The sequence below is a fragment of the Mesorhizobium sp. M7A.F.Ca.MR.176.00.0.0 genome, assembly GCF_004023165.1.
Lineage (GTDB): Bacteria > Pseudomonadota > Alphaproteobacteria > Rhizobiales > Rhizobiaceae > Mesorhizobium.
Window position 1 is genome coordinate 4882 of the sequence record NZ_RZTC01000085.1, and the last position, 19515, is coordinate 24396.

A 19515-nucleotide genomic window follows, 5' to 3' on the forward strand; every position below is an offset into this window, starting at 1 on the left:
GGCGAGCATGGCGGCATCATCGAATGCGAATCGACGCCGCGCGGCACCACATTCCGCATCCTGATGCCGGCCTGGAAAGAAGCGCCAAACGGCGCCGATGATGACGGCGAAGGAGACCTCAAATGACCGTTCGCGGCAATATTCTCGTCGCCGACGACGACGCGGCGATCCGCACCGTCCTCAACCAGGCGCTTTCACGCGCCGGTCATGAGGTGCGCGTCACCTCCAACGCTTCGACGCTTTGGCGCTGGGTGGCGGCGGGCGAGGGCGATCTGGTCATCACCGATGTGGTGATGCCGGACGAAAACGCCTTCGACATGCTGCCGCGCATCAAGAAGGCGAGGCCGGAGCTGCCGGTTATCGTCATGAGCGCCCAGAACACATTCATGACGGCGATCCGCGCCTCCGAAACCGGCGCTTACGAATATCTGCCCAAGCCCTTCGACCTGACCGAACTGCTCAACATCGTCAACCGGGCGCTTTCCGAGCCGCGCCGGCCGAAGATCGATACGCGGCCGGAAGAGCAGCCCGATGCAATGCCGCTGGTCGGCCGCTCGGCGGCCATGCAGGACATCTACCGCATGCTGGCGCGCATGATGCAGACCGACCTGACGGTGATGATCTCGGGCGAATCCGGCACCGGCAAGGAGCTGGTGGCGCGCGCGCTGCATGAATATGGCCGCCGCCGCGGCGGCCCCTTCGTCGCCATCAATATGGCGGCGATCCCGCGTGACCTGATCGAATCGGAACTGTTCGGTCACGAGAAGGGTGCCTTCACCGGCGCGCAGAACCGCTCGACCGGCCGCTTCGAGCAGGCCGAAGGCGGCACGCTGTTCCTCGATGAAATCGGCGACATGCCGATGGAGGCGCAGACGCGCCTGCTGCGCGTGCTGCAGCAGGGCGAGTACACCACGGTCGGCGGACGCACGCCGATCAAGACCGACGTGCGCATCGTCGCTGCCACCAACAAGGATCTGCGCACGCTGATCAACCAGGGGCTCTTCCGCGAGGATCTTTTCTATCGCCTCAACGTCGTGCCGCTCCGGCTGCCGGCGCTGCGTGAGCGCTCCGAGGATGTGCCGGACCTCGTCCGCCACTTCTTCAAGCTCGGCGAAATGGAAGGCCTGCAGACCAAGCGCATTTCTTCCGGCGGCATCGAGTTGATGAAGCGCTATCCGTGGCCGGGCAATGTGCGCGAACTGGAAAACCTGGTTCGCAGGCTCGCCGCGCTCTATTCGCAGGACGAGATTTCCGCCGAGATCATCGAGGCGGAGCTCAAGACCGGCGAACGTCCGGTGGTGCCGGGTGGCGGCAATCTGATCCCCGACGATTTGTCGATCGGGCAGGCGGTCGAGCACTTCCTGCAGCGCTATTTCGCTTCCTTTGCCGGCGAATTGCCGCCGGCGGGGCTTTATCAGCGCATCCTGTCCGAGGTCGAGTTCCCCCTCGTCCTGGCTTCGATGACGGCAACCCGCGGCAACCAGATCAAGGCTGCGGAATTGCTGGGCTTGAACCGCAACACGCTGCGCAAGAAGATTCGCGAACTCGGCGTCAACGTCTACAAATCATCGCGGCAGAGCTGAGCCTTGATCTGAGCCCGCGCTCTTTTCAGGGGATCGGCTCGCGAAAGATTTCCGTCTCGGTCACACTTGTTGCATAATCGCCACAATGCGTTGCATACATCCGACGCAATCATGGCTCTAGACGGCGACATGGCTCCGCAGGCACCGACAACAAACCAACCGCTTTTCAGCGAACCCGGCGCTCGTGACGGGCGCCGGCTGCTTGCGCTGCCGGGTGTGATCGCGGTCGTCGGCGCGCTGATGACGGCGGCGATCTCGTTCACCATCCTCGTTGGCGCCACGCCGATCACACCGAACGAGTCGACGACGCTGGCGTTGATTGCCCTCAACGCGGCTTTCGTCCTGTTTCTTATCGCGCTGGTCGGGCGTGAGGTGCACCGCATCCTGATGGCGCGCCGGCATGGTAAGGCCGCTTCGCGGCTGCATGTGCGCATTGTCGCCATGTTCGCCCTGGTTGCCGCCATTCCCGCCATCATGGTGGCCATCATTGCCTCGATCACGCTCGACATCGGCCTTGACCGCTGGTTCGAGATCCGCACCAAGACGATCGTCAATTCATCCCTCTCGATCGCCGACGCCTATGTCCAGGAAAATGCCCGCAACCTCCAGGGCACGACATTGTCCATGGCCTATGATCTCGATGCGTCGCGCACGCTCTACGGCCTTGATCGTACCGGCTTTCTCGACTTGATGAACAAGGAAGCCGTGGGCCGTTCGCTGGCCCATGCGGCGCTGATCAAGCCGGACGGCTCTTTCGTCATGAGCGCCAAGACCGATACGGAGTTCGCCATGCCCGAGCCGCCGGAAGGCGCGGTGGCCAGCGCTGCCGACGGCAAGCCGGTGCTGATCGAGCCGAAAACGCGCAACATCATGGGCGCCATCGTCAAGCTGCGGGAGATCGAAGGACTCTACCTCTACACCATTCGGCTCGTCGATCCCGAAGTGATCAAGGCACGGCAGATCGTCAGGTCCAACACCGACGAATATCGGGGGCTGGAAGATAACCGCCGTACCTCGCAGGTGGCCTTCGCGCTGCCCTATCTGTCGCTGACGCTCATCATCATCCTGTCCGCGATCTGGACCGGCATTGCGGTCGCCGACCGTCTGGTGCGGCCTATTCGCCAGCTCATCGGCGCCGCCGACGAGGTGGCGACCGGCAATCTCGACGTCGCGGTTCCCGTCAGGCCTTCGGACGGCGATGTCGCCTCGCTCGGCGATACGTTCAACAAGATGCTTCTCGAACTGAAATCGCAGCGCAATGAGATCCTGTCGGCCAAGGACCTGATCGACGAACGGCGCCGCTTTTCCGAAGCCGTGCTTGCCGGCGTTACCGCCGGCGTCATCGGCGTCGATCCCTACGGCATCGTCACCATCGTCAACCGCTCGGCCGAGGCGATGCTGGCGATTTCGGCCAGCGCAGCCCTTGGGCAGAATCTTTCCGCCGTGCTGCCGCATGTCGGCCGCGTCTTCGAGATCGGTCGCAAGTCCGGCAAACCCGTCTATCGCGAGCAGGTGACCTTTTACCGCGCCGGTGCCGAGCGGACCTTCAACGTGCAGATCACCATCGAGGCCGGCGACGACGGTTCGGAGGAAAAATCCTATGTCGTGACGGTCGACGACATCACCGACCTGGTTCAGGCGCAGCGCTCGTCGGCCTGGGCTGATGTGGCACGGCGTATCGCCCACGAGATCAAGAACCCGCTGACGCCGATCCAGCTCTCGGCCGAACGCATCAAGCGCCGTTACGGCAAGGTGATTACCGAGGACCGCGAGGTTTTCGACCAATGCACCGACACCATCATCCGTCAGGTTGAGGATATCGGCCGTATGGTGGACGAATTCTCGGCGTTCGCGCGCATGCCAAAGCCTGAGATGAAGGCGATAGATCTGCGCGAATCGCTGCGTGAGGCCTCGTTCCTGGTCGAGGTCAGCCGCGCCGACATCACCTTCGAGCGGATATTCGGCACGGAGCCGCTCAAGGGCACTTTCGACAGCCGCCTGATGGCGCAGGCTTTCGGCAATGTGATCAAGAACGCCGCCGAGGCCATCGACGGATTGGAACAGAAGGACGGTTCGCACGGCATAATCCGGATTCAAGCCGGGCGCCAGAATGGTGCGATTCGAATCGACGTCATCGACAATGGCAAAGGCCTGCCGCGCGAGAATCGCCAACGGCTGCTCGAGCCCTACATGACCACACGCGAGAAGGGCACCGGACTTGGCCTCGCTATCGTCAAGAAGATCGTGGAGGACCATGGCGGCAGGCTGGAACTACACGATGCTCCAGCGGACTTCCACGATGGGCGCGGCGCGATGATCAGCATCATCCTGCCGCCTGCGGCCGCAACGGCTCCGCGCGGCGAAAGCAGGGCGGAAAACGAAAGAGAAACTGAAAAGGTCGGTAATGGCGTCTGATATTCTCATCGTCGATGACGAGGAAGACATCCGTGAACTCGTCGCGGGCATACTGAGCGACGAAGGTCACGAAACCCGCACGGCATTCGATGCCGACAGTGCGCTCGCTGCTATAGCTGATCGCGCGCCGCGGCTGATTTTCCTCGATATCTGGCTGCAGGGCTCGCGCTTGGACGGGCTGGCGCTGCTCGACGAGATCAAGACCATGCATCCGACCTTGCCGGTGGTGATGATTTCCGGCCACGGCAACATCGAAACGGCGGTCTCCGCCATCCGGCGCGGCGCCTATGACTTCATCGAAAAGCCGTTCAAGGCCGACAGGCTGATCCTTATTGCCGAGCGTGCGCTGGAGACCTCGAAATTGCGGCGCGAGGTTTCCGACCTCAAGCTGCGCAGCGGCGAAACCTTCGATCTGATCGGCATGTCGTCGGCGATGAGCCAGTTGCGCCAGACCATCGAACGCGTCGCGCCGACCAACAGCCGCGTGATGATCATCGGACCGTCGGGTTCGGGCAAGGAACTGGCCGCGCGCGCCATCCACACGCTGTCGGCGCGCAAGAGCGCACCTTTCGTGACGCTGAGCGCCGCCAACATCACGCCCGAGCGCATGGAGATCGAGCTGTTCGGCACCGAATCGAATGGCGTCGAGCGCAAGGTCGGCGCGCTGGAGGAGGCCCATCGCGGTATCCTCTACATCGACGAGGTGGCCGACATGCCGCGCGAGACGCAAAACAAGATCCTGCGCGTGCTGGTCGAGCAGCAGTTCGAGCGGGTAGGGGGAACCAAGCGGGTCAAGGTCGATGTCCGCATCATCTCCTCGACCTCGCAGAACCTCGAGGCGATGATTGCCGACGGGCGTTTCCGCGAGGATCTTTACCATCGCCTCGCGGTGGTTCCGGTCATCGTGCCGGGATTGGCCGAGCGGCGCGAGGATATTCCCTACCTCGTCGACAATTTCATGAAGCAGATCGCCCGCCAGGCCGGCATCAAGCCGCGCCGCATCGGCGACGACGCGCTGGCCGTGCTGCAGGCGCACAACTGGCCGGGCAACGTTCGCCAGCTGCGCAACAATGTCGAGCGCCTGATGATCCTTGCGCGCGGCGACGACGTCGATGCGCCGATCACCGCCGATCTGTTGCCGGCCGAGATCGGCGATGTCATGCCGCGCACGCCGAATCAATCCGACCAGCACATCATGGCGCTGCCGCTGCGCGAAGCGCGCGAACAGTTCGAGAAGGACTACCTGATCGCCCAGATCAATCGATTCGGCGGCAACATCTCGAAGACCGCCGAGTTCATCGGCATGGAACGCTCCGCTCTGCATCGCAAGCTGAAGTCGCTGGGCGTGTGAGCGCGACATATCCAGCCGCCGCGCTGGGCCAAGCATTTGCCGGTTACGGCAACGGCGGAATCGCATAAGAAAAGCCCGATAATTTCTTCAGGGGTTGCCCATGCCGCGCATTGCTTATGTCAACGGGCGCTACGTCGCTCACGCGGACGCTGCCGTGCATATCGAGGATCGCGGCTATCAGTTCGCCGACGGTGTTTATGAGGTCTGCGAGGTGGCGCGTGGCTTCATCGTAGACATGCCGCGCCATCTGGCGCGGCTGAACCGCTCGCTGACCGAATTGTCGATCGCCTGGCCAGTCACCTCTCACGTGCTGCCGCTTATCCTGCGCGAGGTGGTCAACCGCAACCATGTCGCCAACGGCCTGGTCTATGTCCAGGTGACGCGCGGCGTCGCCAGCCGCGACTTTGTCTTCCCTTCCGCCGACACCAAGCCGGCCCTGGTGGTGACCGCCAGGAAGGCCGACCCCGCAGCCGGAGCAAAGCGAGCCGGGACCGGCATCGCGGTCATCACCGTGCCGGAGAACCGCTGGGACCGCGTCGACATCAAGACCGTCGGGCTGCTGCCCAATGTATTGGCCAAGCAGAAGGCAAAGGAGGCCGGTGCGCAGGAAGCCTGGTTCGTCGACGCCGAAGGCAACGTAAAAGAAGGCGGCTCGTCCAATGCCTGGATCGTCACTCGGGACGGCGTCCTGGTCACCAGGCCGGCGGAGCACGGCATCTTGCGCGGCATCACCCGCACGACCATGTTCGAAGTGGCGGCCAAGCTCGGCCTGAAGATCGAGGAGCGCGGCTTTTCCGTCGCCGAGGCCAAGGCGGCACGCGAGGCGTTCATCAGCTCCGCAACGACACTCGCCATGCCGGTGGTGGCCATCGACGGCGATACGGTCGCCAATGGGCACCCTGGCTCAATAACACTTTCCTTGCGGCAGGCCTTTTTTGACATTGCGGAAAAAAGTCCAGCCTGATAACCGCACAGGTGGAATGAACATCAATATATCTCGTTCTGCTTGTCGTTACTGACGACAAGACGGTGTTTGCGAGCTTGACATGCGCCCGTTAATTTGGCGCATTGGCTTGCAAACCGAAGGGGATCGGCGAAAGACAAGAACAATGGCGGAACGATCGCAAAACCTTCAGGACCTGTTCCTGAATTCAGTTCGCAAGAGCAAGAACCCGCTCACCATCTTCCTTATCAACGGCGTCAAGCTGACCGGCGTGGTCACTTCGTTCGACAATTTCTGTGTCCTGCTGCGCCGTGACGGTCACTCCCAGCTCGTCTACAAGCACGCCATTTCCACGATCATGCCGAGCCAGCCGGTTCAGATGTTCGATGGCGAGGAAAGCCAGGGCGCCTGATTGGCACGTGAGAAAGACGCGGACGCCACCGTTCGCGGAAAACCAACGCATCATCCCGGGACGGAAGCCAAGGGCCCGACCCGGGCCGTTGTCATTGTGCCCGTGCTTACCCGCCACCAGCGCAACGACGACGAGACCAACCGCCCACGGCTGATGCGTTCGGCTGATGCTCGTCACGACGAGGCCGTCGGCCTTGCCCGCGCCATCAACCTTGATCTGATCCACACGGCGGTAGTGACCGTCAACGATCCGCGCCCGGCGACGCTGCTCGGCAGCGGCAAGGTTGCGGAGTTCGCGGAAATCGTCAAAGAGGGACATGCGGAAGTGGTCGTCGTCGACCATCCGCTGACCCCGGTGCAGCAGCGCAATCTCGAAAAAGAGCTGAACGCCAAGGTGCTGGACCGCACCGGGCTGATTCTTGAGATCTTCGGCGAGCGCGCACGCACCAAGGAAGGCACGCTGCAGGTCGAACTCGCCCATCTCAACTACCAGAAGGGCCGCCTCGTGCGCAGCTGGACCCATCTGGAGCGCCAGCGCGGCGGCGCCGGCTTCCTCGGGGGGCCCGGCGAAACGCAGATCGAATCCGACCGGCGGCAGTTGCAGGAAAAGATCATCAAGCTGAAGCAGGAGCTGGAAACGGTGCGGCGCACGCGCGACCTGCACCGCGCCAAGCGCAGGAAGGTGCCGTTCCCGGTGGTGGCGATCGTCGGCTACACCAACGCCGGCAAGTCGACGCTGTTCAACCGGCTGACCGGGGCGGATGTGCTGGCGCAGGACATGCTGTTCGCCACGCTCGACCCGACGCTGCGCCGCGTGCGCCTCCCACATGGCACGCCGATCATCCTCTCCGATACGGTCGGCTTCATTTCGGACCTGCCGACGCATCTGATCGCGGCTTTCCGCGCCACCCTGGAAGAGGTGGTCGAGGCCGATCTCGTGCTTCATCTGCGCGACATTTCCGATCCGGACACTGCTGCACAAGCGGAAGATGTCGAGCGCATCCTGGCCGACCTCGGTGTCGACGCCGGCGACGCCAAGCGCGTGATAGAAGTGTGGAACAAGATCGACCGGCTCGACGAAGGCAACCGGACCCGGCTGCTTGCCGACGGAGCCGATGCCAACAAGGCGCCGCCGATTGCGGTGTCGGCGGTGACCGGCGAGGGCATCGACGCGCTGAAGGCGATCATCGAAACGCGGATGGCGGGCGAACTCGAAGACCTCACCGTGACGATCGAGCCGGCACAGTTCGGCCTTGTCGACTGGCTTTACCGCAATGGCGATGTCGTTTCGCGAAGCGACAATGATGACGGCAGCGCCACCATCTCGCTCAAGGCCACGCAAAGCGCCCGCGAAGAGATCGAAAGCAGATTGCGTCGTAAAAACAACGGGTAATGTAACTTACTTCGCGGTCTTTGCTTCCTGCCAGAGCGCTTCCATCTCGGCCAGATCAGCCTTTTCCAGTGTGCTACCGGATTTTTCCAGGGCCTGTTCGACATAGTGGAAGCGCGAGCGGAATTTTTCGTTGGTGCCGCTCAGCGCTGCTTCGGAATCGAGCTTGAGATGACGGCCGAGATTGACGACGGCAAACAGCATGTCGCCGAACTCATCCTTGATCGAGGCGGTGTCGCCCTTGGCCAGCGCCTCGCGCAATTCGCCGATCTCTTCCTCGATCTTGTCGAGGATGGGCGCCGCCTCGCTCCAGTCGAAACCGACGCGGGCGGCCTTCTCCTGAAGTTTCAGCGCCCGGGTCAGTGCGGGCAGGGCGACCGGCACGCTGTCCAGAAACCCCTTGCCGTTGTCTTCGGGATCGAGACCACGCGCGAGGCGGGCGCTTCGTTTCTCCGCCTTCTCTTCGGCCTTGATCTTTTCCCACATGCCCTTGGCCATGCCGGCGTTGCGGGCTTTTTCGTCGCCGAAGACATGTGGGTGGCGACGGATCATCTTCGTCGTGATGGCTTGCACCACGTCAGGGAACGAGAATTCACCGGCCTCCTCGGCCATCTGGGCATGATAGACGACCTGCAGCAGCAGGTCGCCGAGTTCGTCGCGCAGATCGTCGAGATCGCCGCGCGCGATGGCATCCGCCACCTCATAGGCTTCCTCGATCGTATAGGGCGCGATGGTCGAGAAATCCTGTTCGATGTCCCAGGGGCAGCCGGTCTTCGGCGCCCGTAGCGCCGCCATGATCTCGATCAGGCGCGAAATGTCTTTCGATGGTGTCATAGGGCTGATGCTATCGCGCGGCCGGCCGCGCGGCCAACACTGTCAGCCGGCGAGAGTGCCTTGTCCACAGGCGAGCCACGTCAGTCGAGCACAGAAACGATCGCCTTGGCGAGCTCGTCCATGCCGTCTTCGGGCAGGCCGGCGACGTTGATGCGGCTGTCGCCGACCATATAGATGCCGTGCTCGGCACGCAGCCGTTCGACCTGCGCTTCCGTGAGGCCAAGGCGGGAGAACATGCCGCGATGGCTGGCGACGAAGTCGAAGCGATCGGAATTGGACTGCCGGCGCAGTGCCTCGGCGAACTGCACGCGTAGCCTGAGCATGCGCAGGCGCATCTCTTCGAGCTCGGCTTCCCAGTCGGCGCGCAAGGCGGCATCTTCGAGCACGATGCGCACGGCCGCCGCACCATGGTCCGGCGGCATCGAATACATGGCGCGCGCCGCCGACAGCATCTGGCTCATCGCCACATCCGCCTGTGCGCCGTCCCTGGCCAGGATCATCGCCGCGCCGACGCGGTCGCGGTAGACAGCGAAATTCTTCGAGCAGCTCGAGGCGACGACCATTTCCGGAACTTTTGCCGTCAGCAGGCGCAAGCCGAGCGCATCGGCCTCAAGCCCATCGCCAAAGCCCTGATAGGCGATGTCGACAAACGGCAGCAGCTCGCGCTCGACGACCAGATCGGAAACGGCAGCCCACTGGGCCGGATCCAGATTGGCGCCGGTCGGGTTGTGGCAGCAGCCATGCAGCAACACGACGTCGCCGCTCTTTGCGGTCCGCAGCGCTGCCAGCATGTCGTCGAAGCGAACAGCGCCCGAGTCGGCGTCGAAATAGGGGTATTCACGGATCTGCAGGCCGGCGGCGCGCATCACCGGCATATGGTTCGGCCAGGTCGGGTCCGACAGCCAGATGGTTGCATCCGAGCGTGTCCGCTTCAGCAGTTCCGCCACCAGCCGCAGTGCGCCGGAGCCGCCGGGCGCTTGTGCGGCGCGGATGCGCGTCATGTCGGCGCCCGGACCGAAGGCGAGCTTGGCCATTACCGTGTTGAAGCCGGTATCGCCGGCAAGGCCGAGATAGGTCTTGGTGTCCTGACCCTGCAGCAGGCGCTTTTCCGCTTCGCGCACGGCGCGCATGACCGGCGTCTTGCCGTCGCGATCCTTGTAGACGCCGACACCGAGATCGACCTTGTCTGGACGCGGATCGGCTCGATAAAGGCCGATCAGGGCCAGGATCTTGTCGGCGGGGGCGGGCTGCAGGGCTTCAAACATCGAAAATGGTTCCATTGGCGCGGCGGAGTGATACGCAAATCGGTCGCGTTTCGCCAGCGGTTTTAGCTAGGTGCTCCAGCCCGAGGCGGGGGTGCCGGGAAGCCTGCCCTGCCTGCTCCTTTCAGCTTTGCCTCGGCCAGCGGTCAGCCCCCGCCGTGTTTCCCAGTCTGCCGCAACAGATAGACGACCGCGCCCAGCACCATCAAGGCCAGCCCGAACCATGTCAGGGCATAGGCCAGATGGTTGTTGTGGAACGAAACGACCGTCAGGCCGCCGACCGGCCACCCTCCCGGATTGGGCGCGGCATCGGCATCGATGAAATAAGGAGCGACCTGCCCGAGGCCTTGCGTCGTGGCGATTGCCTGCACATCGCGCGAATACCAGCGGTTGGCGGCCGGATCGTTGTTGCGCAGGAAGCCGCCCTTCGGTTCGGTCAGGCGCAGCAGTCCGCGAATTCCGGTGTGATCGCCCGAGGGCTTGCCTGCGAGGCGGGTTGCCGGATCGCGCTTGTCCGTCGGCACGAAGCCCCTGTTCACCAGAATCGTGAAGCCATCATCCGCTCGGAACGGCGCCATTACCCAGAAACCACCGCCGCGATCGGTGACCGCCTGGACCAGGGTCTCGCGATCACCGAGAAACCGGCCCGTGACGGCAAGCTGGCGATACTCGTCATCCCTGGCGTTGATCTCTGGCCAGGCCGAAGGCGCCGGGGCGGCCACAGGTACCGCCTTGAGACGCTGGTCGACACGCTCGATCAGGTCGAGTTTCCAGACGCGGCGCTCCAGCTGCCAGACACCAAGCGCCGAGAACCCTGCGACGCCGATGGCACCGCAAAGGCAAAGCACCAACAGCGTCCATGGTGAACGCGTAACCCTTTGGCCGTCGCCTGTATTCGAATGCGGTGTCGTCCGCGCCTGTTCATCCAAAGCCAGGTCCCTCTCTCAGGGTATCTGACTCATGTCATGGCCGGGCATCATGTTGGCGTTCAGATGGTACATGACCCAGAGCGAGCCCGTCAGCGCGATCACCACCAGGATGAGGGTGAAGATCAGGGCCATCATGGTCCAGCCGCTCTCCGACCTGGTGTTCATATGCAGAAAGAACACCATGTGGACGATGATTTGCACGACGGCGAAGGCCATGATGGCAATCGCCGAAGCCATCTGATTGCCGAGTGCGTTGGTCATGACCAGCCAGAAGGGAATGGCGGTCAGCACGACGGACAGGCCGAAGCCTGTCAGATAGCCGCGCAGCGAGCCGTGATCGACGCCGTGACGCGCGTGGCTCTGGTCGCTGGTGTCTGTGTGGTGGCCGGCGCTCATCGCAACATTCCCATCAGATAAACGAAGGTAAAGACGCCGATCCAGATGACGTCAAGGAAGTGCCAGAACATGCTCAGGCACATCAGGCGCCGCTGGTTCGCGGCGATCAGCCCGTGCCTGGAGACCTGCACCATCAGCACCACCAGCCAGACCAGGCCGAAGGTGACGTGCAGGCCGTGCGTTCCGACCAGCGTGAAGAACGACGACAGGAAGCCGCTGCGCTGCGGCGTCGCCCCCTCGTGGATGAAATGGGCGAATTCGTAGAGTTCGATGCTGAGAAAGGCGAGGCCGAACAGGCCAGTGATCACCAGCCACACCTGCATGGGTTTCGCCCGTCCCTTCGCCATCTCCAGCATCGCGAAGCCGTAAGTGATGGAGGACAGGAGCAGCATGGTGGTGTTCAGCGCGACCAGCGGAAGATCGAACAGGTCCTTCGGCGCGGGTCCGGCCGCGTAGTTGCCACCGAGCACGCCATAGACCGCGAACAGCATCGCGAAGATGAGGCAGTCGCTCATCAGATAGATCCAGAAGCCGAGCATGGTGCTGCTGCCGCTCTCGGCATGGCCGTGGTCATCTTCCAGGTGGAAGATCGTGTCGTCGATCACCGTGTCGGCGTGTGCCATGGTGCTTATCCCGCCTGGCTGGTGGCTGCGAGCAGGCGTGTCCGCTCGTCCTCGACGCGGGTGACGTCACTGGACGGAATGTGGAAGTCCCGGTCGTAGTTGAAGGTATGCGCGATGGCGTAGCCGATCAGGGCGACGAAGCTGACGATCGCCAGCCACCAAATGTACCAGATGAGCGCCACGGCAAGCACCACGCTCAACCCGGCCAGGACGACGCCGGCTCCGGTGTTGCGCGGCATGTGGATGTCGCGGAAGCCCGTCAACGGACGCTGGTAGCCGCGATTCTTCATGTCCGCCCAGGCGTCGAGATCGTGGACGACCGGCGTGAAGGCGAAATTGTAGGCCGGGGGCGGCGACGAGGTTGCCCATTCGAGGGTGCGCCCGTCCCAGGGATCACCGGTATCGTCGCGAAGCTGCTCGCGCCGCCGCACGCTGACGAAGATCTGGATGAGGAAGGACAGGATACCAAGCAGGATCAGGAAGGCGCCGAAGGCGGCGATAATGAACCAGATCTGCAGCGAGGGATCCTCAAAGGTGCGCAGCCGGCGCGTTACGCCCATCAAGCCGAGGATGTAGAGCGGCATGAAGGCGAACCAGAAGCCGACCACCCAGAACCAGAACGACATCTTTCCCCAGAACGGATCGAGCCGGAAGCCGAATGCCTTGGGGAACCAGTAGCTGATGCCGGCAAACAGGCCGAACAGCACGCCGCCGATGATGACGTTGTGGAAATGCGCGACCAGGAACAGGCTGTTGTGGAGCACGAAGTCGGCTGGCGGAACCGCGAGCAGCACGCCGGTCATGCCGCCGACAGTGAAGGTCAGCATGAAGGCGACCGTCCACATCATCGGCAGTTCGAAGCGGATGCGGCCGCGGTACATGGTGAACAGCCAGTTGAATATCTTGGCGCCTGTCGGGATCGAAACGATCATCGTTGTGATGCCGAAGAACGAGTTGACGCTCGCTCCCGATCCCATGGTGAAGAAGTGATGCAGCCAGACCAGATAGGACAGGATGGTGATGACGACTGTCGCGTAGACCATCGACGTGTAGCCGAAGAGCCGCTTGCCGCAGAAGGCCGAGGTCACTTCCGAAAATATGCCGAAGGCCGGCAGGATCAGGATGTAGACCTCGGGGTGGCCCCAGATCCAGATCAGGTTCACGTACATCATCGGATTGCCGCCGAAGTCGTTCGTGAAGAAGTTGGTGCCGACATAGCGGTCGAGAGCCAGCAGGGCCAGCACCGCCGTCAGCACCGGGAAGGCGGCGACGATGAGCACATTGGTGCAAAGCGCGGTCCAGGTGAAGATCGGCATTCTCATCATGGTCATGCCAGGCGCGCGCATCTTGACGATGGTGCAGACCAGGTTCACGCCCGACAGCAGCGTGCCGACGCCCGCCACTTGCAGGGCCCAGATATAATAATCGACACCGACATCGGGACTGTAGCCGATCCCCGACAACGGCGGATAGGCAAGCCAGCCGGTGCGGGCGAATTCGCCGACGAACAGCGACATCATGACGATGACCGCGCCGCCGACCGTCATCCAGAAGCTGAAATTGTTGAGGAACGGAAACGACACGTCGCGGGCGCCGATCTGCAGCGGGACGACGAAATTCATCAGGCCCGTCACCAGCGGCATCGCCACGAAGAAGATCATGATCACGCCGTGCGCGGTGAAGATCTGGTCGTAGTGATGCGAATTGAGATAGCCTTCCGAACCGCCGAAGGCCATCGCCTGCTGGAGCCGCATCATGATGGCGTCACTGAAGCCGCGCAGCAGCATGACGATGCCGAGCACCATGTACATCACGCCGATGCGCTTGTGGTCGACGCTGGTGAACCATTCGCGCCACAGATAGCCCCAGAGCTTGAAATAGGTCAGCGCGCCGACGAGTGCCACGCCGCCCAGCGCGACGACCATGAAGGTCGCGACCACGATGGGTTCGTGCAGCGGCAGCGACTCGAGCGTAAGCCGGCCGAAGATCGCCTTGAGAAAAGCAGGATTGTCGAACATGTCTTGCGTGGCGCCTCAGGAGTTGAAGGGCGACCGAAGCGTGCCGGTTGCGGAAGGTGACGGCAGTCGGATCGACAGGGGCAGTGGCCGTTGCAGACCAGCGCCGACGATCGGCGTCGAGGTCATCGGCGTGACGGATTGATCGGCCTTCGAAGCCGCCAGTGCTTCTTCGGTTGTGCATATGCTGGCGACATAGGATGGGGCGGGGCCGAATATCGTGCCGCGCCGGGCGAACTTGTCGTACAGCAGCGGAAGGGTGTTGCGGATGCCGGCCATTCCCAGACCGCCCTTGGCATCGATCTGCGACATCTCGCTCATGCACATCTTGCCGGGCTCGACGCACATGTTGAGGATCGCCTTGTAGAGATCGGCATCCACCGCCGCATAGTGGAGCACGGGTTGGTTCTCGCTGGGCTGTTCGAGCTCCTGATAGCCGTTTCGGTCGAGCTTGCCGCCGCCGTCCTTTGCCTTCGCGATCCATGCCTGGAAACCGGCATCGTCCAGGCCGTGGAACGCGAAGCGCATTCCCGAGAAGCCGGCGCCGCTATAGTTGGCGGAGAATCCTTCATAGTCGCCGGACTTGTTTATGACGGCGTGCAGCCTGGTTTCCATACCCGGCATTGCATAGATCTGGCCGGCCAGTGCTGGAATGTAGAAGGAGTTCATCACCGATGCGGAGGTGATGCGAAAGCTGATCGGCCGGTCGACCGGCGCAGCCAGTTCGTTGACCATGGCCACGCCGTATTCGGGATAGATGAACAGCCATTTCCAGTCGAGCGCGACGACTTCGACCTCAAGCGGGCGCACGTCCGGCGGCAGCGGCTTGCCGGCCGCGACACGTCCGATCGGACGATAGGGGTCGAGCAGATGGGTGCCCATCCAGGTCACTGCGCCCAGGCAGATTATGATCAGAAGCGGCACAGCCCAAATGACGAGTTCGAGGTGGGTCGAGTGGTCCCAATCCGGCTCGTAGCGCGCCTCGCGGTTGGACTGGCGGTATCGCCAGGCAAAGAATATGGTGAGAGCCATGACCGGTATGATGACGATCAGCATCAGTGCCGTGGACACCATCAGCAGGTCGCGCTGCTGCGCGGCGACGTCGCCGGCAGGGCTCATGACGACCATGCTGCAGGAGCCGAGCGATGCCAGCAGGGGCAGCAGGAAAAGGGTACGGAGACGGCTCAATGTATGACCTGTCGGTTGTTCCCCCCAGTGCTAGCCGTACCGCGGCAATGAAGGCATTGGACAATTTGTCCAATGCCGCAATGACGCGGCAGGCGTCATCAAAGCATCTGGCCCGCGCACATGGCAGCGATCGCATGAGACCGCGGCGGGGCGACGGAGAATGCTGTGAGCCCAACTTCGAAAATCGAAGCCGACGCAAGACGGATCAACGCGCGGCATCATGAGGTGAAGCCCGGCGAAATCGCCGTCGGCGTCATCATCGGCAGGACGTCGGAATTCTTCGACTTCTTCGTCTACGCGATCGCTTCCGTCATCGTTTTTCCGAAGCTCGTATTTCCTTATGCCGACCCGTTGACCGGCACGCTCTACTCCTTCGCCATCTTCGCGCTTGCCTTCATCGCGCGGCCGATCGGGACGGCGATCTTCACCGGGCTCGACCGCGCCTACGGACGCAGCGCCAAGCTTACCATCGCGCTGTTCCTGCTGGGGACCTCGACCGTGTCGATCGCCTTCGTGCCCGGTTACGACCAGATCGGCCAGGCTTCGGCCTGGCTGCTGGCCATGTTCCGGATCGGTCAGGGACTGGCGCTGGGCGGGACATGGGACGGACTTGCCTCGCTGCTGGCGTTGAATGCGCCCGAAAAGCGCCGCGGCTGGTATGCGATGATCCCGCAGCTGGGCGCACCACTCGGGCTCATCGTTGCCAGCGCCCTGTTTGCATATTTCGTCGGCAACCTGTCGGCCGAAGACTTCTTCAGCTGGGGCTGGCGCTACCCGTTCTTCGTCGCCTTCGCCATCAATGTCGTCGCCCTGTTCGCACGGCTGCGCATCGTGGTGACGCCGGAATACACCAAACTGTTCGAAGGCCAGGAACTGGAGCCGACTTCCGTCCGCGAGACGTTGCGCGCCGAAGGGCGCACTGTCGTGCTCGGCGCCTTCGCGCCGCTGGCGAGTTTCGCCCTGTTCCACATGGTGACGGTGTTTCCTCTGTCCTGGATTTTCCTGTTCACGCGCGAGGGACCGGCACGGTTCCTGGTCATCGAGACGATCGGAGCTTTCTTCGGCCTGGCGGCAATCGCGATCTCGGGCTTCGTCGCCGACCGGGTTGGGCGCTGGCCCTTGCTCGGAGGCTCGGCGGTGGCCATCGCCGTGTTCAGCGGTTTCGCGCCACAGCTGCTCGATGGCGGCTTCGTCGGAGAGTCCGTCTTCATGGTCTTGGGCTTCGTCCTGCTCGGCCTGTCGTTCGGCCAGTCTTCAGGAGCACTCGCCTCGAACTTTTCAAAGACCTACCGCTATACAGGGGCGGCGCTGACCTCGGATCTCGCCTGGCTGTTCGGGGCGGGCTTCGCCCCCATAGTCGCTCTGTTCCTGTCCGCCCATTTCGGGCTGATCTCATCAGGCGCCTATCTGTTGTCGGGAGCGCTATGCACGTTGCTTGCGCTGAGGCTCAATCAGCGCCTGGATCGGACGCCCGCTTGAGTGACCTGCTTGGCCAGGGCTGGGGACCTCCCGGCCCAATGACGTTGCACGACAAGACCAACAAACAGAATTTTCTGCTTCTGATTCAACTGCGCTGGATCGCGGTCGGTGGTCAGATCGTGACGATCCTGTTCGTCCGCTACGTGCTCGGCATCGGATTGCCGCTGGTCCCGATGGCGGTGGTGATCCTGCTGCTGATCGCTCTCAATGTCGCCAGCCTGCGCCGGCACAGCAGCCAGGACGCGATCACCAACACCGAGCTGTTTCTTGGGCTGCTGCTCGACGTCACCGCGTTGACGGTCCAGCTTTACCTGAGCGGCGGCGCGTCCAATCCCTTCATTTCGCTTTACCTGCTCCAGGTCATCCTGGGCGCGGTGCTGCTGGAGACATGGTCGGTCTGGGCCCTTGTCCTCATTGCAAGCACGTGCTTCATCGCGCTGACCACTTTCTACCGTGAGATCAGCTTGCCCGCCGCACACGGTGCCGGGCTGTTCAGCCTGCACATCCAGGGCATGTTCATCTGTTTCGTCCTGGCGGCAACGCTTCTGGTGCTGTTCATCACCAGGGTCCAGAACAACATTCGCACCCGCGACGCCCATCTCGCGGATTTGCGCCAGCAGTCGGCGGAGGAGGCTCACATCGTCAGGATGGGCCTGCTCGCCTCCGGTGCCGCGCATGAGCTTGGCACGCCGCTGGCCACGCTTTCCGTCATCCTCAACGACTGGCAGCGCATGCCGGCTCTCGAGGCCGATCCGGATCTGGCGCAGGAAATCCGGGAGATGCAGGGCCAGTTGGACCGTTGCAAGAAGATCGTTTCGGGAATCCTGATGTCCTCGGGCGAATTGCGTGGCGAAGGCACGGTTCGCACCTCCGTCGACGCCTTCCTGGCGGAGCTGGTGGCCGAATGGAAATCGACACGGCTGCCGCAAGGTTTCGAATACACCAGGCGTTTCGGCGCCAACCAGGAGATCGTCTCCGATCCCGCGCTCAAACAGGTGATGTTCAATGTACTGGACAACGCACTTGAAGCGTCGCCTCTATGGGTCGGGTTGATCGTCAGCCGCCACGCGGACGATCTCATCGTCGAAGTTGTCGACGCGGGACCGGGATTTGAAGAAGCCATGCTTGCAGAATTCGGCAAGCCCTACACGTCGACCAAGAACCGGCCAGGTAGCGGGCTCGGCCTGTTTCTGGTCGTCAATGTCATCCGCAAGCTGGGGGGTACCGTCACCGTAAGAAATAGAACCGAGGGGGGAGCTTCGGTTACGTTGCATCTGCCGCTGGCTGCTCTGTCTCCGCGAGGGCACAATGCCGACTAAACGCACGCTGTTGATCGTCGAGGACGACATCGCCTTTGCCAACGCACTGCGCCGGTCTTTCGAACGGCGTGACTACGAAACGCATAGCTGCCGGAGCGTCGACGGCGTGCATGCGCTGATCGGCACCGTTGCCTTCCAATATGCCGTCGTCGATCTCAAGCTCGCCAGCGGCTCGGGCCTGGAATGCGTCAGGGCGCTGCACGAGCACGATCCTGAAATGCGGATCGTCGTGTTGACCGGCTTTGCAAGCATCGCCACCGCTGTCGAGGCGATCAAGCTCGGCGCCTGCCAGTATCTCGCCAAACCCGCCAATACAGACGACATTGAAGCGGCTTTCGGCCAGGTCGAGGGCAATGCTTCGGTGCCGCTCGCCGAGCGACCAACCTCGATAAAGAACCTCGAATGGGAGCGCATCCACGAAATGCTGGTGGAGGCCGACTTCAACATTTCCGAGACAGCACGACGGTTGGGCATGCACCGCCGGACGCTGGCGAGGAAGCTGGAGAAGAGGCGTGTGAAGTAGGCACGATCTACCGGGCATCGCACATTGTGCCGATACCAATGATAAAATTGATGCCGGCAACAATCGTTACATTCGAACGATGTCCTCAAAGGGAAAAAATTGGCGGGGCAGGGATTAAAATCCCCACATGCTCCGTAAACAGGACATGAAACCGCCGGTGCCACGCTTTGACATCATAGGACAGCTCGGTTCGCTGCGTCGCTATGCGCGCTCGCTGACGCGCGACAGCACCGACGCCGAGGACCTTGTCCATGACGCGCTGGTGCGCGCCTATGAGCGGCGCAGCACGTTCCGCTCCGGCGGAAACCTGCGCGCGTGGCTGCTGTCGATCGTCCACAACACCTTCATCGACAAGATGCGGTCCCGCAAGTCCGAAGCGTCGCGCGTCGAACAGGCTGGATACCTGGCCGACGGCAGCACGCCGGCACCACAGGAACATTCGGTGCGCCTGGCGCAGGTGCGCGAGGCTTTTTTCAGCCTGCCGGAAGAACAGCGTTCAGCGCTGCACCTCGTCGCCATCGAAGGCCTCTCCTATCAACAGGCCGCCGATGCCAGCGGCGTGCCGCTCGGCACGCTGATGTCACGCATCGGCAGGGCGCGCGCCGCACTGCGCGAGATGGAGGAGCCCGCGAAGGCAAAAAACCACCTCAGGATCGTTGGAGGCCCGTCATGACCGCAACTGTCGATCCCGTGACCGATATCGACCTCGACGCCTATGTCGACGACCAGGTCGACGTCACCCGCCGCATCGAGGTCGAAGCATTCTTGTCCGCTCGCCCGGAGGCGGCGGCGCGCGTGATGTCGGATCTCAGGACCCGGGATGAACTGCGCGTGGCGCTTGCCGGCTCCAAGGG

Annotated in this window: 17 protein-coding genes and 2 pseudogenes; 12 read left to right on the forward strand and 7 right to left on the reverse strand. The window is 62.7% G+C overall.

Features of this window, described 5'->3' with window-relative positions; all coding sequences use genetic code 11:
* The 7 genes and pseudogenes from EOB59_RS36640 to hflX all read left to right on the forward strand — a co-directional run.
* Positions 1-126 (forward strand): annotated as a pseudogene (locus tag EOB59_RS36640) (two-component sensor histidine kinase); the annotation flags it as partial.
* The gene (ntrC, locus tag EOB59_RS24470; protein ID WP_127397068.1) at positions 123-1583 is read left to right on the forward strand and encodes a nitrogen regulation protein NR(I); all 1461 of its coding nucleotides are present in this window, start codon (positions 123-125) and stop codon (positions 1581-1583) included. The pseudogene EOB59_RS36640 and the gene ntrC, both read left to right, overlap by 4 nt.
* 129 nt (positions 1584-1712) lie before the next feature.
* Positions 1713-3998: a PAS domain-containing sensor histidine kinase gene (locus EOB59_RS24475; RefSeq protein WP_164762666.1), complete on the forward strand. Its 2286-nt coding sequence runs from the start codon at positions 1713-1715 to the stop codon at positions 3996-3998.
* On the forward strand, positions 3988-5349 hold the full coding sequence (locus EOB59_RS24480; protein WP_023812026.1) for a sigma-54 dependent transcriptional regulator: 1362 nt from the start codon (positions 3988-3990) through the stop codon (positions 5347-5349). Before EOB59_RS24475 ends, EOB59_RS24480 begins: the two co-directional genes overlap by 11 nt.
* A gap of 100 nt (positions 5350-5449) precedes the next feature.
* A complete protein-coding gene (locus tag EOB59_RS24485; RefSeq protein ID WP_128289425.1) occupies positions 5450-6313 on the forward strand; it encodes a D-amino-acid transaminase in 864 nt (287 codons plus the stop codon).
* A gap of 145 nt (positions 6314-6458) precedes the next feature.
* Positions 6459-6704, forward strand: a complete 246-nt coding sequence (gene hfq, locus EOB59_RS24490) for an RNA chaperone Hfq (RefSeq protein WP_006202172.1) — start codon at positions 6459-6461, stop codon at positions 6702-6704.
* Positions 6705-8096 (forward strand): GTPase HflX, encoded by a 1392-nt coding sequence (gene hflX / locus EOB59_RS24495; RefSeq protein WP_127272395.1) that lies wholly within the window; start codon positions 6705-6707, stop codon positions 8094-8096.
* A 6-nt stretch (positions 8097-8102) separates the two neighbouring features.
* On the opposite strand, the gene mazG is transcribed toward hflX, so the two are convergent.
* From mazG to cyoA, 7 genes are all read right to left on the reverse strand, one after another.
* Entirely contained in the window at positions 8103-8927 is an 825-nt protein-coding gene (gene mazG / locus EOB59_RS24500; RefSeq protein ID WP_128289426.1) for a nucleoside triphosphate pyrophosphohydrolase, read from the reverse strand.
* A gap of 80 nt (positions 8928-9007) precedes the next feature.
* Positions 9008-10192, reverse strand: coding sequence for an amino acid aminotransferase (locus tag EOB59_RS24505; RefSeq protein ID WP_127810329.1), 1185 nt, complete (start codon positions 10190-10192; stop codon positions 9008-9010).
* A 143-nt stretch (positions 10193-10335) separates the two neighbouring features.
* The gene (locus EOB59_RS24510) at positions 10336-11043 is read right to left on the reverse strand and encodes an SURF1 family protein (protein ID WP_281061734.1); all 708 of its coding nucleotides are present in this window, start codon (positions 11041-11043) and stop codon (positions 10336-10338) included.
* Positions 11044-11133: 90 nt separating this feature from the next.
* The gene (cyoD, locus tag EOB59_RS24515) at positions 11134-11514 is read right to left on the reverse strand and encodes a cytochrome o ubiquinol oxidase subunit IV (RefSeq protein WP_127270910.1); all 381 of its coding nucleotides are present in this window, start codon (positions 11512-11514) and stop codon (positions 11134-11136) included.
* The gene (gene cyoC, locus EOB59_RS24520; protein ID WP_127810330.1) at positions 11511-12137 is read right to left on the reverse strand and encodes a cytochrome o ubiquinol oxidase subunit III; all 627 of its coding nucleotides are present in this window, start codon (positions 12135-12137) and stop codon (positions 11511-11513) included. The genes cyoD and cyoC overlap by 4 nt, the downstream gene beginning before the upstream one ends.
* A 5-nt stretch (positions 12138-12142) precedes the next feature.
* Positions 12143-14155 carry a cytochrome o ubiquinol oxidase subunit I gene (cyoB, locus tag EOB59_RS24525; protein ID WP_128289427.1) on the reverse strand — a complete coding sequence of 671 codons (2013 nt, stop codon included), beginning with the start codon at positions 14153-14155 and terminating at the stop codon, positions 12143-12145.
* 15 nt (positions 14156-14170) lie between these two features.
* Positions 14171-15340: a ubiquinol oxidase subunit II gene (gene cyoA, locus EOB59_RS24530; RefSeq protein ID WP_128289428.1), complete on the reverse strand. Its 1170-nt coding sequence runs from the start codon at positions 15338-15340 to the stop codon at positions 14171-14173.
* Positions 15341-15505: 165 nt separating this feature from the next.
* Here cyoA and EOB59_RS24535 point away from each other — a divergent pair, with 165 nt between their 5' ends.
* From EOB59_RS24535 to EOB59_RS36645, 5 genes and pseudogenes are all read left to right on the forward strand, one after another.
* Entirely contained in the window at positions 15506-16819 is a 1314-nt protein-coding gene (locus EOB59_RS24535) for an MFS transporter (RefSeq protein ID WP_128289429.1), read from the forward strand.
* The gene (locus EOB59_RS24540) at positions 16816-18138 is read left to right on the forward strand and encodes an ATP-binding protein (protein WP_128289430.1); all 1323 of its coding nucleotides are present in this window, start codon (positions 16816-16818) and stop codon (positions 18136-18138) included. The genes EOB59_RS24535 and EOB59_RS24540 overlap by 4 nt, the downstream gene beginning before the upstream one ends.
* A complete protein-coding gene (locus EOB59_RS24545; RefSeq protein ID WP_023812014.1) occupies positions 18128-18661 on the forward strand; it encodes a response regulator transcription factor in 534 nt (177 codons plus the stop codon). Before EOB59_RS24540 ends, EOB59_RS24545 begins: the two co-directional genes overlap by 11 nt.
* Positions 18662-18788: 127 nt before the next feature.
* Complete coding sequence (locus EOB59_RS24550; RefSeq protein WP_127321069.1) at positions 18789-19334, forward strand: sigma-70 family RNA polymerase sigma factor; 546 nt, start codon at positions 18789-18791, stop codon at positions 19332-19334.
* Positions 19331-19515 (forward strand): annotated as a pseudogene (locus tag EOB59_RS36645) (anti-sigma factor); the annotation flags it as partial. The gene EOB59_RS24550 and the pseudogene EOB59_RS36645, both read left to right, overlap by 4 nt.

Coding starts and splice junctions, on each gene's coding strand:
- ntrC (WP_127397068.1), top strand. CDS start 123: ATGACCGTTCGCGGCAATATTCTCGTCGCCGACGACGACGCGGCGATC.
- EOB59_RS24475 (WP_164762666.1), top strand. CDS start 1,713: ATGGCTCCGCAGGCACCGACAACAAACCAACCGCTTTTCAGCGAACCC.
- EOB59_RS24480 (WP_023812026.1), top strand. CDS start 3,988: ATGGCGTCTGATATTCTCATCGTCGATGACGAGGAAGACATCCGTGAA.
- EOB59_RS24485 (WP_128289425.1), top strand. CDS start 5,450: ATGCCGCGCATTGCTTATGTCAACGGGCGCTACGTCGCTCACGCGGAC.
- hfq (WP_006202172.1), top strand. CDS start 6,459: ATGGCGGAACGATCGCAAAACCTTCAGGACCTGTTCCTGAATTCAGTT.
- mazG (WP_128289426.1), bottom strand. CDS start 8,927: ATGACACCATCGAAAGACATTTCGCGCCTGATCGAGATCATGGCGGCG.
- EOB59_RS24505 (WP_127810329.1), bottom strand. CDS start 10,192: ATGTTTGAAGCCCTGCAGCCCGCCCCCGCCGACAAGATCCTGGCCCTG.
- cyoD (WP_127270910.1), bottom strand. CDS start 11,514: ATGAGCGCCGGCCACCACACAGACACCAGCGACCAGAGCCACGCGCGT.
- cyoC (WP_127810330.1), bottom strand. CDS start 12,137: ATGGCACACGCCGACACGGTGATCGACGACACGATCTTCCACCTGGAA.
- cyoB (WP_128289427.1), bottom strand. CDS start 14,155: ATGTTCGACAATCCTGCTTTTCTCAAGGCGATCTTCGGCCGGCTTACG.
- EOB59_RS24545 (WP_023812014.1), top strand. CDS start 18,128: ATGCCGACTAAACGCACGCTGTTGATCGTCGAGGACGACATCGCCTTT.
- EOB59_RS24550 (WP_127321069.1), top strand. CDS start 18,789: ATGCTCCGTAAACAGGACATGAAACCGCCGGTGCCACGCTTTGACATC.